Origin of the sequence: Selenobaculum gibii (assembly GCF_030273445.1) — a bacterium.
GTDB lineage: Bacteria > Bacillota > Negativicutes > ICN-92133 > ICN-92133 > Selenobaculum > Selenobaculum gibii.
Genome location: NZ_CP120678.1, coordinates 2,156,078 through 2,172,079, shown reverse-complemented (window position 1 = coordinate 2,172,079; position 16,002 = coordinate 2,156,078). Strand labels below are relative to the sequence as shown.

Annotated in this window: 11 protein-coding genes; 10 read left to right on the top strand and 1 reads right to left on the bottom strand. The window is 29.1% G+C overall.

Translation table 11 applies throughout. The features are described from left to right. The 8 genes from P3F81_RS10350 (at position 1) to P3F81_RS10315 (ending at position 10,187) form a co-directional block, all read left to right on the top strand. Positions 1–378, top strand: coding sequence for a hypothetical protein (locus P3F81_RS10350; RefSeq protein ID WP_147670075.1), 378 nt, complete (start codon positions 1–3; stop codon positions 376–378). Positions 379–395: 17 nt separating this feature from the next. Then, a complete protein-coding gene (locus P3F81_RS10345; protein WP_147670074.1) occupies positions 396–821 on the top strand; it encodes a hypothetical protein in 426 nt (141 codons plus the stop codon). A gap of 198 nt (positions 822–1,019) precedes the next feature. Next, positions 1,020–2,549 carry a recombinase family protein gene (locus tag P3F81_RS10340; protein ID WP_147670073.1) on the top strand — a complete coding sequence of 510 codons (1,530 nt, stop codon included), beginning with the start codon at positions 1,020–1,022 and terminating at the stop codon, positions 2,547–2,549. A gap of 275 nt (positions 2,550–2,824) precedes the next feature. Next, complete coding sequence (locus P3F81_RS10335) at positions 2,825–4,147, top strand: SIR2 family NAD-dependent protein deacylase (RefSeq protein WP_147670072.1); 1,323 nt, start codon at positions 2,825–2,827, stop codon at positions 4,145–4,147. Continuing rightward, the gene (locus tag P3F81_RS10330) at positions 4,137–4,595 is read left to right on the top strand and encodes a hypothetical protein (protein WP_147670071.1); all 459 of its coding nucleotides are present in this window, start codon (positions 4,137–4,139) and stop codon (positions 4,593–4,595) included. Before P3F81_RS10335 ends, P3F81_RS10330 begins: the two co-directional genes overlap by 11 nt. Beyond that, complete coding sequence (locus tag P3F81_RS10325) at positions 4,592–6,493, top strand: hypothetical protein (protein WP_147670070.1); 1,902 nt, start codon at positions 4,592–4,594, stop codon at positions 6,491–6,493. Before P3F81_RS10330 ends, P3F81_RS10325 begins: the two co-directional genes overlap by 4 nt. A 496-nt stretch (positions 6,494–6,989) precedes the next feature. Continuing rightward, the gene (locus P3F81_RS10320; RefSeq protein ID WP_147670069.1) at positions 6,990–7,811 is read left to right on the top strand and encodes an HNH endonuclease; all 822 of its coding nucleotides are present in this window, start codon (positions 6,990–6,992) and stop codon (positions 7,809–7,811) included. Between the two features lie 648 nt (positions 7,812–8,459). After that, on the top strand, positions 8,460–10,187 hold the full coding sequence (locus tag P3F81_RS10315; protein ID WP_147670068.1) for a methyl-accepting chemotaxis protein: 1,728 nt from the start codon (positions 8,460–8,462) through the stop codon (positions 10,185–10,187). Positions 10,188–10,671: 484 nt separating this feature from the next. On the opposite strand, the gene P3F81_RS10310 is transcribed toward P3F81_RS10315, so the two are convergent. Then, positions 10,672–11,382 carry a spore photoproduct lyase family protein gene (locus P3F81_RS10310; RefSeq protein WP_147670067.1) on the bottom strand — a complete coding sequence of 237 codons (711 nt, stop codon included), beginning with the start codon at positions 11,380–11,382 and terminating at the stop codon, positions 10,672–10,674. An 813-nt stretch (positions 11,383–12,195) separates the two neighbouring features. Between P3F81_RS10310 and P3F81_RS10305 the strand changes: the two genes are divergently transcribed. Together P3F81_RS10305 and P3F81_RS10300 are read left to right on the top strand one after the other, a co-directional pair. After that, positions 12,196–12,423, top strand: coding sequence for a hypothetical protein (locus P3F81_RS10305; RefSeq protein ID WP_147670066.1), 228 nt, complete (start codon positions 12,196–12,198; stop codon positions 12,421–12,423). 654 nt (positions 12,424–13,077) lie between these two features. Then, positions 13,078–15,819 carry an AAA domain-containing protein gene (locus tag P3F81_RS10300; protein ID WP_147670065.1) on the top strand — a complete coding sequence of 914 codons (2,742 nt, stop codon included), beginning with the start codon at positions 13,078–13,080 and terminating at the stop codon, positions 15,817–15,819. The last annotated feature ends 183 nt before the right edge of the window (positions 15,820–16,002 follow it).

The window sequence follows — 16,002 nt, the reverse complement described above, 5'->3', positions numbered from 1 at the left end:
ATGGGGATTGTTGATATAGAAATAGAACCCGAACCAGAAAAAGAAAAACAAGTAGAGACTGCCAAGCTATATAGGAATAATATTATTTCTAAGATTGTTTTACCCCGCTTGGCATATAAGGCGATTGGTAGTCCAAAACGAATTCAACTCGTTGTAGATAACGATAATCGCTACATTTTAGTAGGCAAAAATTTAGGGACTTCTTCATATTTTGATATTATTTGTGCAAATGAAGTTGCTGTTTTTGGACATGGTGTGGTTAAGGCAATTCTTGATGCTATGCATTTAGAAAACAAAGAAAAAATAAAAACTTTTTCAGATTTTGAGGTAGTACCAGTAAAAGGTAAAAACTGTTCAGCTATAAAAATTAATTATTAATAAGGAGTGTTATTATTATGGAATTAAATTTAGAAAATTTACGTAAGGAAGCTATGGAAGTAGAAGTATCAAAAGTTCAATCAAGTAAAGGGAGAGGTTTACTTGGCATTTCTATAGTGAAGAACCGAAATGGAAACAGAGTTTCTTTTACGGAAAATTTATACACTGAATTAAATTCCCCAGATAAAGTACAATTTATGGTTATTCCTAAACGAGGATTGCTTCTAATAGGAGAAAATTTGAGTAATAAAATTTCTTATAATGTTTCAGAAAAAAGACCGATAGTATATAGCGAACCGCTTGTCAGATCGTTGGCAGAGACATTTAATTTGGATTATAGTAATCGAACAAGTATTTCTTTCCCATGTGTTAAGGTTGATACAACAGGCGAATCTCCTATCGCAATAATTCAGATTGTTGATATGGAAAGGGAGGATGACTGATGTATAATATTAAACTTAGACGTATAAAGTTAACGAAAGATAATTTTGAAAATTTCGACAATAAACTCGAAAATTCTTTAAATACCGTTCTTTTAGCCTTATTAGTTGAAATACTGCAAAGAAAATTTAGTTGATAGTACGTGTGGAGGTATGCTTTTGTGAGATATCTCCACCTACTTAACACAAGGAGTGAGAGATATGGCTGTATATTTTTCTAGGACAGAAACAATAAAAAAAGTAATCGCATATGCAAGATATTCATCAGATCATCAAAATCCAATAAGTATAGAAATACAAATCGAAGGAATCAGAGAATACTGTAAGAAGAATGGTTATGAAATAGTTGCAACATTTGCAGATGAAGCAAAAAGTGGCGGTGGAACTGGAAAACGTACAAATTATTTGAAAATGTTAGATGAAATAAAAAATAATCTATTAGATTTTGATGCGTTGATTGTTTATCGCTACGATAGAGCAGGTCGTAATGTTCACGATATGAAAGTTCTTGAAGCTATTCTTTTGGAAAATAAAAAACGTTTTATTAGTGCAACTGAAAAAATGGCAGAAACAACAGCCGGAATATTTCACAAAAATATACAATATGCGGTAAATGAATACGAACGTGGGGTGATTGGAGATAGAAGCTTTGACGGTTTAAAAAGTAATGCTAGAGATGGTTTGCATTGTGGAGGAGTTCCGCCACTTGGCTATATGTTAGATGAAGAACAAAAATTAATAATTGACGTTACAGAAGCGGAAGCTGTTAGAAAAATATTTGAAATGTATGATGATGGATATGGTTACGGAAATATAGCAGCAAGGCTTAACGAAATGGGATATCTTACAAAGAGAAAATTAAAATTCAAGAAAAATTCTATCCATGACATATTAATAAACGAAAAATATCAAGGTACATACTGCTATAATAAAGCATATCCAAGAGATCCAAATGGAAAAAACAATTCCCATAAATATAAAGATGATGAAGACATTATAAGGGTGCATGATAATCATCCTGCCATAATAGATAAAGAAATGTTTGCTAGAGTTCAAGAACGTATAAAATTAAAATCAAGGAAAGCTAGAGAAAGTAAAAATAATTACATATTAAGGGGAATGATTCAATGCAGAAATTGTGGAGCTATGTTACATGGAGATGTGAACCGTGATTCTAAGAATAAATCTATAATACGTTCTCATTACAGATGTCCAAATAAAAAAGTAAAAGCCTGTGATGTAAAACCAGTTAATCGGTTTATACTTGAAGATTTTGTTTTAGAGCTATTACATAAGTCAATCTTTCAAAATGCAAATATTGAGCAAATTACTGAATTGATAAATCACATAATCGAGAATGATGAAGACATGCTTCATAAAATCAAAAGGTATAAGGAAGCCTTAAAAGAGCAAAAACAGCAAGAAGAAAACCTTTACAGAAGTTTAAAATATTCAAAATCTGATAGCATGATAAGTAGAATAACAAATCAAATCGAAGAACTATCCGCAGAACAAGCTGAATTTAAAGAGAAAATACAAGTAATGGAAGAAATGCAACAAAGAAGATTTACCCAAGAACAGGTACAAGAAGCAATTCAAGGATTAAACGAATATGTAAAAGCTAACAATACCCAAAAGGTAAAAAATTACTTATCTTCATACATCAAAAAGGTGATAGTGGACAATGAAGATATTGAGATTATATTTAATGAAGAAAATAAATGTGCATAACTTATAATATGAAGGCAGATATTCTTGAATTTGAGTATCTGCCTTTTATTATAGATTCCGATAATGCAATATTATTGGAAGTGAAGTGTAATTTTATCGGGGAAAGCAGATTTTTGATATAGCCTTTATCCTATCAAAATATTTTTTTGCGGAAATATTTTGATAGGATAAAGGGTTTATTTGTATAAATATAGAAAAATAAAGTTAGATAAAATGATGTATGTTAAAATTAGAGAAAGTAATACGATTAATGTTACAAAGAGGGAAAGTGCAGTATGAGTAATAAAACTTTTATAAATGAATTAAAAGATATATATGAGGATGGTTACTTAGTTCCATTTATAGGAGCAGGATTATCCATACCATTTAGTGTCCCAGATTGGGGGAATTTAATTAGAAACTGTGCAATAGAGATGGGTATAAAAGAAATCGAATTGCCATTATTAGAGATGGTGGAACATAATCTGGAAAAATATGATTATTGGGAAGCTGTAAGGTTAATTAAGAACTATTTAAATCGGTCAGACGAGGATATTCAACAATATGTTGCACGTACTGTAAATGCAAGTATTAATCTTGATGTTGATAAATCTAACCATAATTATTCAGATTTATCTAAAATGAGTTTTACTTCGTATATCACGACTAATTATGATCATATTTTAAGCGAATTTTTGATGTCTAATTTTATTCCAATTAATTTAAAAGATATTAATTCTAATATACAAAACATTGTGAATTCAAAGAGTGAAAAAAGAATATTTCATCTGCATGGTCATATTTCAGACTCTAGTAGCATCGTTCTTAGTCATGATAAATATATGGAATTATATAATGATGATAAATATAAAATCTTATTTTCTACATTTACAAATACTAAGACATTTTTATTTATTGGTTTTTCTTTTAATGATATATTTATACAAAAGATTATCAAGGAGAATTATGAAGCTTTTAAAGTAAAACATTATATTGTATTGGATCGCCCTACTGCGGAACAAATAGTTTTTTTGAAAAGTAATTTTAATCTGGAAACGATATCTTATGATAGTCACGATTCTTCGCATGTAGAAGAAATAAGAAAAATTTTACTTGAAATTTCTGAATTAAAAAATGATACTAAAAAACAGGATTTAGTTGATGATTTTATGGATGAGTTAATAGAAGTATTACCTAATTTGGAGAAAAAACGAGAATTAGAAAAAAATTTGTTTTGTCAAAAATTAAGGCTTGAAAATATTAAAGAAAATAAAATTGATTATAGTAAAGATTGTTTTTTTACAGCAGAGCAATATATTAGATGGCTAAAAAAATCAGGAATTAAAAATAATGAAAAAATAATAACACATATGTTACATTTCTGTTATTTAAAATATAAAGATTTATTAATTCAAGTGTATGAAGGTCATAAAAATAGCGATGAATTTTTGCAAAGTGTACATAATGCATTAAGTATATTAAATTTTAATCATGTTGAAAAATTTTTAGATAAAAATATGCCCAATGAAGCGAATAAAAAGGGGTTTATACATTTAGTTGCTGATGATGAGAAATCACAACAACCAGTTTGGTGGGGGGAGAAACGTTTTGACAAATAATACTCTACCTATATCAATAAAGCTTTTGTTTGAAAATAAATATCTAGAATATATAGATATTTTATGTGTTTTGTATATATTTAAAAGAAGAAAAAAAGGAATTAATTATGAAGAGCTTTTGTATTGGCTTACCCTTTTGAATTCTGTAAAACTAAAAAATAAAGAATTTAATTTAGATAAAATGTTTCTTCAAAATAATTATTTAAATTATGATCAAAAATTAAAAATAGATATACGGATTTTAGTTAATCAAGGGCTAGTCTGGATTGAAATAGATAAATTAGATAAAAAGAATTCGATGTACTTTAAAATTTTGGATGCAGGAATTAAATTAGTTAATGAATTAGAAAACATATATTTTGATCAGCAAATAAAGAAAATAAATTATTTGAAAAAATTTATGCCTTATAGTTTAAGAAATGAAAAGGGAGTTTTGGAAAATAAATGAGAAGTTTAAGGATTTCTAAGTTAGTATTAGAAGGCGAAAAATATAAGAGAAGTTTAATAATTGATAAATCATTAATAATTATTAAGGGCGATGGCTTTTCAGGTAAATCACTTTTTTTAAAGCTGATTGAATATTGCTTGGGTAGTAAAAGTGAATCTATTAATTTGACGGTTCAGGCAGAATTGGAAGAGTATTGTGATATTGTATTTTTAGAGATTTTTATAAATAAGAAAATATATACGTTAAGTAGACAGTTGAAAAATAATAAAAATAATATAGACGTCTACTTATCATCATATGAAGAACATAAAGAATATTCTCCATGGAAGAAAAAGTTAGATGAACTTTTAGACTTTTTAGTAGATGAATTAAGTATAAATTTTCATAGTATTTTAAGAAAAAAATCTGGTAGTAAAGACTTGGCTCCTGAAAAAATATCTTTTCGAGATTTAATGAGGTATATTTATATTGAACAAAATGAATTAGGAACTAATCAATTTTTAGAAAATAATAATCCATTTATAAGTGGGAAAAATAAAGAAGTATTTAAAATTATTAATGATCTAATTATTCCTGATATTGAAGAAATAGAAAAAGAAATTCAAATTAAACAAAATGAATGTAATAGATTAGAAGGTCTTAATAATGGATTAAATGATTATCTTAATAATCGCGACTCTATAATTATTGGTGAATTATACAATGACAGAGATAAACTGGATAAAAAAATTGGCGAATTAAAATTGCAGAAAAAAGCTATTTTGGAAAATAATAAAAGTGAAAAGACAGACCTTCATTACCGATTAATGGAAGATATTAATAATATAAATGTTAAAATAATGCAAATCGAAAAAGAAAAGAGTAATGTGATTCTTTCAATTAAGAATAAAGAAATTTTATTGGAGGAATATAATGATGAGAATGTGAAATTAGAAGCAACTGTAGAAGCTATGAAAAAGATTAAAATAGTTGATCATAAAGAAAAGTGTCCATTATGTAATTCTTTTGTATCAGTACTACAGGATAAAGAAGAACAATGTGAAGATATAGAAAATGTTCTTGAAAAACTTAAAAATAAAATAGAAACATTAAAAATTCTTTCGGAAAATGAAGAGAGAAAAATCAATCAGTTTGATTCTGAACTTAGTGCAGTGCATGAAAAAAAACAAGTTTATTTACATGCGCTTGATACTTATAAAAAGAATATAGAGGTTCCTTTTTTGTCAGAGATTGAATCAATTAATTCTATAATAAGAGACCTTACAACAGAAAAAAATAAAATTAATTCGTTGGTAGATATACATAATGAATTAAATAATAACTTAGTTAATTTAAATAGGTTACAAGATAAATTAGGCAAATTAAAAAGTAAAAAAAATGATTTAAAGAAGTTAACTGTTAGGCAAGAACTAATATTAAACAGATTGAATTACAAATATAGGATGCTGATGAAGCAGTTTAATTTTACAGATATTAATGAAGAACGATGTTATATAGATAAAGAGAATTATTTGCCATATTATAGTGGTGCTAGTGTGATGAAACACAGCAGTGGGTGTTTATTATTATGTATGCAAATTGCTTACCTTGGAGCAATATTAGAATTAAATCAAGAGGAGGATAATAATTGTCATCCAGGGTTGTTAATGCTTGATACGCTGAGTAATAATATTGGAACAGACAAAGCTGATAAAGAGAGTATCGATCCCAAAACGTATCAAGAAATATATAATTATTTGATAAAGTTAGCAGAGAATAATCAGATTTTTATCATTGATAACACTCCACCTAAAATAAATAGTGAACATATAGAATTAATTTTTCACAGAGTAAATCCAGGTGAAAAATTAAAAGGATTAATTGATATTGATAAAAATGAAAAGATTCTTCAAGAATAATCTAAAATTATTATATAAAGAGTTTAAAATATAATAATTAACTAGATATAATGATAAATTGGAGTATCTTAAATAATACAAAACATAGATATGTGTTATGTATATATTCTAAAATAGAGAAAAGAGTGATATGATAAAGTATCATGAAGTAATTTCAATTTTTTGCTTTCTAGAATCGCATTAAGGTCGGTTGAGAGTCGTCTCCACCAGAAATAATGCGATTTGGGAAATCGTTTTGGATATAGAATCAGGCGTTAAGACTATTTGGTCTTAGCGCCTTTCTTATATGGAAAAAAGAAATATTTTGGTAAAATAAAAGGATTGTTTTATATAAATATAGAAACTAATAAGTAGATATAATTATAGTTTTGAGCTTTAAGAGGAATTGATTAATTCCATAAATAAAAGGCTTTTGTAGGAAAAGATATAGTTGAAAATGAAAATAGACTTTATGAGAAAAGTACATTTTTAAAATTTTAAGATGAGGAATCGTATAATGAGCAATTTCTGCACATTTAAAATTGGAGAAGAAGTATCAAATAGCCAAATTATAAATGTATTTAAATGTGGTAATATGGGAGGAATGAGGCGTTCTAGAGTTACTAATTCATTAATGATTATTTCTGATCACACTAAAGGTTTGTATGAGGATAAATGGGATAGAGATATATTACATTACACTGGAATGGGAAAATCAGGTGATCAGAAAATTAATTTTGCACAGAATAAGACATTAGCCCAATCAAATGAAAATGGTATAGAAGTTCATTTGTTTGAAGTATTCGAGGCAACTAAATACATATACAGAGGAGAGGTTAAACTTGTAGCAGAGCCATATCAAGATAGGCAAAAAGGTGAGGATGGTGTAGAACGTTCAGTTTGGATGTTTCCATTAAAATTATCAGAAAGAAACCAAATTATACCTTTGGATATCATTAAGCGAAATCAAGAAGTTAAAGAAAAAAAAGCAAGAAGGTTATCTGAATCGGATTTAAGAGATAGAATCAAAGCTAAGATTGGTGGAGAATCTAGTGTAAGGAATATTAGCTCTATTGTATATGATAGAGATGCAGATATTGCCGAATATGCCAAAAGGCGTGCAAAAGGAATATGTCAACTATGTGAACAAAATGCGCCGTTTAAAAAACAAAATGGCGAACCTTATTTAGAATGTCATCATATAATACCACTATCAGAAGGTGGTAGTGATACTGTTAATAATACTGTTGCTTTATGTGCAAATTGTCACAGAAAAATGCATAGTTTAAATTTAAGTAAAGATAGGTCATTTTTAAAAAGAAAAGTACAAGAACTGTAGACTTAAATGCTTTTTATTATAAAATTTATATGACTTTTTGTCTGAACATAAATAAAGATATTTTGATGTAGTTATTTATCGAAACAACTACATATATCAATATATATTATCTCCTTGAAATACTACCAAGTAAATTTCAAGGAGGTTTTTTTATGCCTAATTTTGACTATCTAAAAGATGAACAGTTACTAGAAAGTATAATTCCTAGTAGTGCAGAAAAAGAGATGATTGCAACTTATGGTGGAGTCTAATAGGTACTCACACTGAGGAAACTGATTTTTTAAGCCTCAGAGCCAGTCTAGTGAAGTAGCTTTGTCACATTGAATCAAGTTTTACTTTATTAAATTATATTTTTATATTTGGCGAAGAAAATTGCTTTTTCGTTTAAATATAGCAAAAAAATTTTTTGACTAGTAATACAGATTTATTATTTTAAAAATAAATATAATCAATTATATTTATTCAATCGTGACTTTAGTAAAATTCTACATATGAATGTTACTGATTTACAAATCTATTTCTTATAAATACAAATGCAAATGCAACCATTTTTTAGGATAAATAAGGTTGACAAGATATGTAATGTTTAGTATCCTTTTTTTTTAGATAAAAACTGTCGAATATTGTCGAACAGGAAGGAGAAACGATATGAAAATTAGAGAAAATATGGAAATGTATTTTGCTGAACGATTGAAAAACATAAAAGTAAAGGAGAAACTCAATCTATATAAGAAATATATGCTCGGCATTATTGTTGTTTTGGGAATTGTAGTAATAGTACTTAGTCTCTTATTGAATCTTCGCTTAAAAGAAATTACAGAAGTATGGGCACCAACGTTGGAATGTGTGCAACAATTGGATATACTTACTTCAAATTATAGAGTAAACCAGTATGGTCATTTAGTTTCTACAACAGATGCTGAGATGAGGGAATACGAAGCTGAACTTTCTGAAATAGATAAGAAAATTACAATCATTAGTGAAAGGTTTATGAAATATAGCACTAGCGATGAGGAACGAAAGATATCTGCAGAGGTTAATAAAAAGTGGCTTAAATATAAAGCAAAGAGTGAGCAGGTTTTAGAAGCGAGTCGTGCTCATAATACAAAAAATGCTGGTTTACTAATGATTGGAGATGTACTTGATACTTATCAAGATTTTCAACAAGATTTCGATAAATTAACAAAATTTGCACGAGTTGAACTACAAAAAGCAAAAGATAGTGCAAATCTTATGTTTATTATTATCGTGGCGGTAATTGTTATTCTAATTCTAATTGCCATAGTAGTGGCAACGATGGTAGCTAGGATTGTGACAAGAATGATTACAGAACCAATTGCTCAGATTGAAGAAGCAGTGAAAAGAATGCATCAGGGAGATATGTCAGCAGGAAAACTAATTACTTATGAATCGTCGGATGAGATTGGTATTGTTGCAGATTCTTTGCGTGGAGCAATGAAGAATTTACAGGATTACATAGAAGAAATTTCATCTACCTTAGGTGAAATTGCAAAAGGAGATTTGACTAAAGATAGTAATGAGATTACAGATTTTTTAGGAGATTTTGCAGAAATTAAAGAATCTTTGATACATATATTAAAATCTTTTAACTCTACGCTTACGAATATGCAGAAAACGTCTGAACTTGTATCAAAAAATTCAATTGAGATTTCTGCTTCATCGCAATCTCTTGCAAATGGAGCAGCAAATCAGGCAAGTGCAATTGAAGAATTAACTGCTACGATAGCTACAGTGGTAAATCTTGCAGAAAAGAGTGCTGAGGATACACAGAAAGCTTATGATGATGTCAAACAGTCCACGCAGAAAGCGGAATATGGAAAGCAGAAGATGAAAGAGCTTACTGAGGAAATGAATAGCATCACGGAAATTTCCAGGAAAATAGAAAATATCATCACTGCGATTGAGAATATCGCTTCACAGACGAATTTACTTTCTTTGAATGCTTCTATTGAGGCAGCAAGGGCAGGAAGTGCAGGAAGAGGATTTGCTGTAGTGGCTGGACAGATTGGGAAATTGGCCGCTGATAGTGCACAGTCAGCAGTAAATACAAGAGAATTGATAAGTAAGACACTAGAGGAAATTGAAAAAGGAAATATAATTACGGCATCCACTTCTGAAGCTATTGAAGCAGTAATAAGGGAGATGAACGGATTTGCGGAAGTTGCGCGAATGACAAATCAAAATGTAGAAAATCAGACTCGGGCATTAGAGCAGATAGATCAGGGAATTCAGGAGATTGCGGGTGCTGTGCAAAATACGGCGGCTGCATCAGAAGAAAACACGGCAATTAGTGAGAATCTTAAAGACAGAGCAGCTATTTTGGATGAAATGATAAAACGATTTAAGTTGTACTAAGAAGAGTGAAGATAAAAATCATATAAAAGAATCAGAACCACTTAGGAATAATCTTAAGTGGTTTTTCTATTTATTGAGTTGAAGTGTCTCCACCAGCAATCAAAAAAGCAGAAGACAGTTTCGAAATCTGCAAAGAAATGCTAGAATTAACACCTTGAAAAATCAAATAGAAAATAATTGATCCGCTAAATCGTAAATATTGCGATTTAGCGGATTTTTTACTTTTGTGAGGGGGGGAAGATAATGCCTTGGTTACAACTAGTGATCTTAGGATTAAAAATCATCGCTAACAAAAGGTAATTATAGATAATGAAGCTGTTGAAATTATATTTAATGAAGAAAATAAATGTGCATAATTTAATAATATGAAGGGAGATACTCTTGAATTTGAGTATCTCCCTTTCGTAATGACTGATGATACGGAAAATATTGATTTACTACCGACTGAAAATGTAAAGACAGTGAAGAAAAAGATAATTAAAGGTTAAATAATATATAAAATTTTTTCGTTATTAAAATAATTACTTAATTCTTGAGAAAAGAATTCTTTATATTCAGTAAAAGTTTCTTTGGGATAAACGTATTTTCCATATCCAAACTGACCAAATTTAAAAGTTCGATCTTTTTCATTCATAGGAAGTAGAGTATTGGGGAAGATTTCAAGAATATTATTCTTTGCCGCGGCAGTATAACGATGGGAGATTATTTCAAAGGTAATAGGATATTTGCCTAACAAGATGCCAATTTGCTCAATTAAAGCTTTATATTTTGGCTTATTTTCCTTAGTCCAAAATACTGGTGCAATAATAATTCCTGTAGGATATCCAGCTTCGGCAAGCTGTTTAAGTGTGTCTAATCTCTTAGCTAATGGTGGTGTACGGTGTTCATAGGCGTTAATCACAGCATCTATATTTAAACTTAACCTAATTTCAGTGTGGTTATTGTGTTCAAGAGTTAGCAGACTGTTAACATCAGCATACTTACTTACAAAGCGAAATCGTCCTTGCTTAGTTTTAGCAAAATGAAGTATAGCATCCTCAAGCACATGAGTATAAGGTTCTAATGCCAATGGATCAGAAGTAGCTGCCCCTTCAAAAATAGTTATCTCTGGTAACCTGGATTTGATATATTCATCCGCTTTTGAAAATATTTCTTCGGAATTTGCATAAATTTTAATATAGGGACGTTTGGCCATCTGAGTATTAAGATAGCAATATTCGCACATACGAATTGTTTACCAATAAAATAGATTGGCATAAATTTAGCCTTTTATAAATCAAGGGTTTTATGACGTTAGATAATTGGCATTAAATAGTTTAGTGATTAGAGTGCAATTTAAATATTGTCATCCGATATCAATTTTTATTAGGTAAGCTCTTTATATTGATTCCAAATTTGTTCATGTTGAGGCTATTAAAGCTTTTGAAAGTACGTTCAAGTCTATTTTCATCCTAAAAAAGTGGGTGTATAAATTTGGTGGGGATACTACTGTGAATTTAATAAAGCTGATGGAACACTTTATATTTATGTTTTCTAATAGGTGAATTACGTTAAAAAGTTTGAATAGATATAATTATTATAATAGTTATATCTGTTCAAACTTTTTATCTTACAATCTAATTAGATTGTATAATTTTTTTATTTTACTTGAGTACGAGAACATATAAATCTTGTGCTTTTCATACTAAAACCTCTTTATATATAACACACTAACAATTAAATTGTAAATAAAGAATCTAGTTGATTTACAAAATTAGTATTTTGTAATATCTAAAAAAAGGAAGTAGTATAAAATATGTTGCGCTATTTGTTTAATATTGTAAATTTATATAGTATAATTAACTATAAAGAAATAATTGAAAAATAAGGAAAATTTATAAAAAGACATATAAATATAGAATTAGATGAAATTTTAATTTTGGGGGAGGTCTATATGATAATATTTCTTATAATTGATGAAGAAAAAAGCTTTACTCAAGATACTTAAATTTTTGAAAGGATGTTAACTATGACAAATGAGGATTTTCAAAAACTAATGTTAGGACAAATATCCGCAATTGCTCAAGGGCAAAAGGAACTTATCGCTGGTCAACAATTGTTTCAACAAGCTTTAGGTAAAATGAAGAATCAATATGGTAAAAAATTTAAATCCCTCTTGGATGCCCATGAGCTTCAATTTGATGTAAATGAACAAATCTTCGATACTCTTAATCGAATTAAAAGCAAAATGGATTGATTAGTTATTAAAGTTTCTAATCATGATACGTTATTACGTAAAGAAAAATAGCTTTTTCTATAATGAAGTTTTTTGTTCGATTGTAGTGATTAGACGGGGCATAGGAACACCTTCTTGAATTTGTATTGCGTTGTTAAATTATGAAAAAGATATAGTTTTATCTAGATGTTATACTGGCGTAATTCTCAATCAACAGAACGATTTGGGAAAAATTTTACTTGTAGTCAGGTAAGAGCCCATATTGGACAGGAACTATATAAGAACAATGAAATATTTTCTCTTAATGAAGATTGTGAAATTAGAGTAGCGATAGCCCTGCCTAAAAATAAAGATCACCTGGACTCAGTTAAAAAAATACAAATAGGATTAGATAAACTTGATATTGCTCTTATATTGATAAATCAAGATTAAAGTGTAGAAATTCAGTCACAAATTGCACTGTGAATTGTAGTGTTAGTAGCAGGTATGCATATAGTGGGGAAAAATATATTACTTAATCGTATAGATGAAGTTATAGAAAGAGGTTTTAATGCAGCAGGTAAAGATATTTTAATCCCTTTTTGAATCATAGTTATAAATTTAGATTAATGTATTTGGTATAAACTCACTTATAATTGTGTGAATATATATTAAATAACGAAAGGGAAGTAAATTTTGAATATTGAAAAACACCTTATTCTTATAGACGATGAGGATAAGACTGAATCTATAAGTCATTGTGCCTATGAAAATGGCAAATGGCAAATTAATTTTGGGAAAGATAAGACATATTTCTACCATTATTCTAAGGTTAAATGCTTTAAGGAACCTGATTTACGTTATCCAACTACAACAGATGTATATTATAATGATCAACCTTTATCTGGAATTGAAAAAATATTGGTTTTTGAGCAACATATACGAATTTGTTTTGCAAGTGGATATAAAAAAATCTATAAGAGCCAAGAAATACGCTTTGAAGAAAGCTGTCTTAATAATCCAAATGCTTCTAAGCGTTTTGAATATCTAAAACAATTAGCGGAGATTGTTAGCATTAGTAGCGATGAGAATTCTAGTTTTCTAAGTAATCAATATAAAAAAATATCGAAGGTAAATTCTAATAGCGTTTTGGCAAAATATTTAAATCCCACTATACTGAATAGCCAATTGAATGGATATCTACCAATATTTCCATTTGGTTTTAATTTAAGTCAAAAAGATGCTACTGAAAAAGCATTAGCGAACCCAATTAGTGTCATTGAAGGTCCTCCTGGTACGGGAAAAACGCAAACCATTCTTAATATTATTGCAAATGCAATTATTAATGAAAAAACAGTAGCTATTGTTTCTAATAATAATGCGGCTACGGCAAATGTTTTAGAAAAATTAGAAAAGTACGGTGTAGATTTTATTGCAGCTTATCTGGGGAAAAATGAAAACAAAAAAGAATTTTTTGCTAACCAAGCTAAGATATATCCGGATATGTCTAGTTGGGTGATAAATGAGCAAGATTATGATATTATACGAAAAAGTATCGAGACGAGTGGAAAACAATTAGAAGATATGCTCAAAATAAAAAATACAAATGCGATTTTAAAACAAGAATTAGCAGCATTAAAGGTAGAAAAAGAATATTTTGATAAATATTATAATGAAGCAAGCAAGAGTATTTTAGCCTACAAGTCTTTGTATAAGCATAGCTCAAATATTGTTATGAATTTATGGCTAGAATATCAGTTGATGATGGAAACATGCACTGATATCACATTAATCTACAAGCTCAAAAATCTATTCCGGTATGGAATTATTAGTTTTTCTTTTTATAAAAATTCAAACGAAGAAATGATTGCGTTTTTTCAAAAGTTATATTATGATCTCAAAGAAAAAGAGTTAAATGAACAAATTAAGCGATTGACAGAGCGACTTGAGAATTACCAATTTGATGTAGCTATAAAAAAATATAGCGAAGAGTCAATGAAGTTATTCAAAGCTACCCTTGTTAAAAGATTCTCGAAAAATAAAGAAAGAGAAACTTTTACAGCAGATGCATTATGGAAAAACATTGATTCATTTAATAGGGAATATCCAATTATTTTAAGTACGACACATTCTTTGAGGAGTTGTATCAGTCCAGACTACTTATTTGACTATGTAATTATGGATGAGGCTTCACAGGTTGATATTGTTGCTGGATCATTAGCTTTATCTTGCGCTAGGAATGCTGTTATTGTGGGTGATCTAAAGCAATTGCCTAATGTGGTTTCAAATAGCATTTCTAAAGAGTCTAATCGGATATTTGAAAAGTATCAGTTAAATAAAGCATATCATTATGCAGATAACAGCATGCTTTCATCAATTACAGGATTGTTTAATGATGTTCCTAGGTCGTTGCTAAAAGAACATTATCGATGTCATCCGCAAATTATTGGTTTTTGTAATCAGAAGTTTTACAATAATGAATTGATTATACTTACAGAAGATGATGGCCGTAAAAATCCATTAGTAGCATATAAGACGGTGAAAGGCAATCATGCGCGGGGGAACTATAACCAGCGTCAAATTGACGTTATATTACAAGAAGTACTTCCGTATCAAACTGATAACGATCCAAAACAAACTGTTGGGGTTATTTCTCCTTATCGACTTCAAACAGATAAAGTAAAAGAATCTATAGGAACACGAAATATTGAAGTTGATACCATTCATAAGTACCAAGGTCGGGAAAAAGATGTTGTTATTCTCACGACAGTTGTAAATGAAATAAATAGTTTTGTAGATAATCCTAATTTAATCAATGTGGCTGTTTCTCGTGCGGTGGACAAGTTAGTCGTTATTATTTCAGAAGGTGAAAAGAAAGCTGGCTCTAACATTGGTGATTTAGTAAGATACATTGAGTATAATAACTTTGAAATTATTAATAGCAGCATTTATTCAGTATTTGATTTGCTATATCATGATTATTCTGATCGTTTACTTGCACTTATGAAAAAGAAAAAGAATGTATCGCATTATGAATCAGAGAACCTAATGTATATCGTAATTGAAAAGGTTCTAAACTTGCCAGAATTTAATTACCTTGATTGCGTATTGCATCAGCCATTAAAAATGCTCATTCGCAATTCAGAAAAACTAGATCCGAGTGAATATAGCTTTACTATGAATGTATTAACTCATACGGATTTTCTCATTTTTAATAAGTCAGATAAATCACCAGTACTTGCAGTTGAAGTAGATGGTTATGAGTTTCATGCTAATAATCCTAAACAACTGGAACGGGATAAATTGAAAGATACTATTTTAAAGAAATATGATATCCCTATTTTAAGAATTAAAACTAATGAAAGCGGAGAAGAAGCAAAATTGTATGATAAACTTATTCAAAGTTTAAAGGCAAAAGAGCAAAGTTTAGATAGCTAAATATCTCAAATCTTTCAATAAAAATGGGAGTGTAAAAACTTATATGGTATTATTGGTGATGAATGAACTTCTTTTGTATTCCTATATTTCGGGTATAGAGACAAAGTATAATGAGCAGATGGCTTACTTCTTTTAAATACATAAAATTCTCCGATTTTAAATATAAACGAGATGTATATTGGG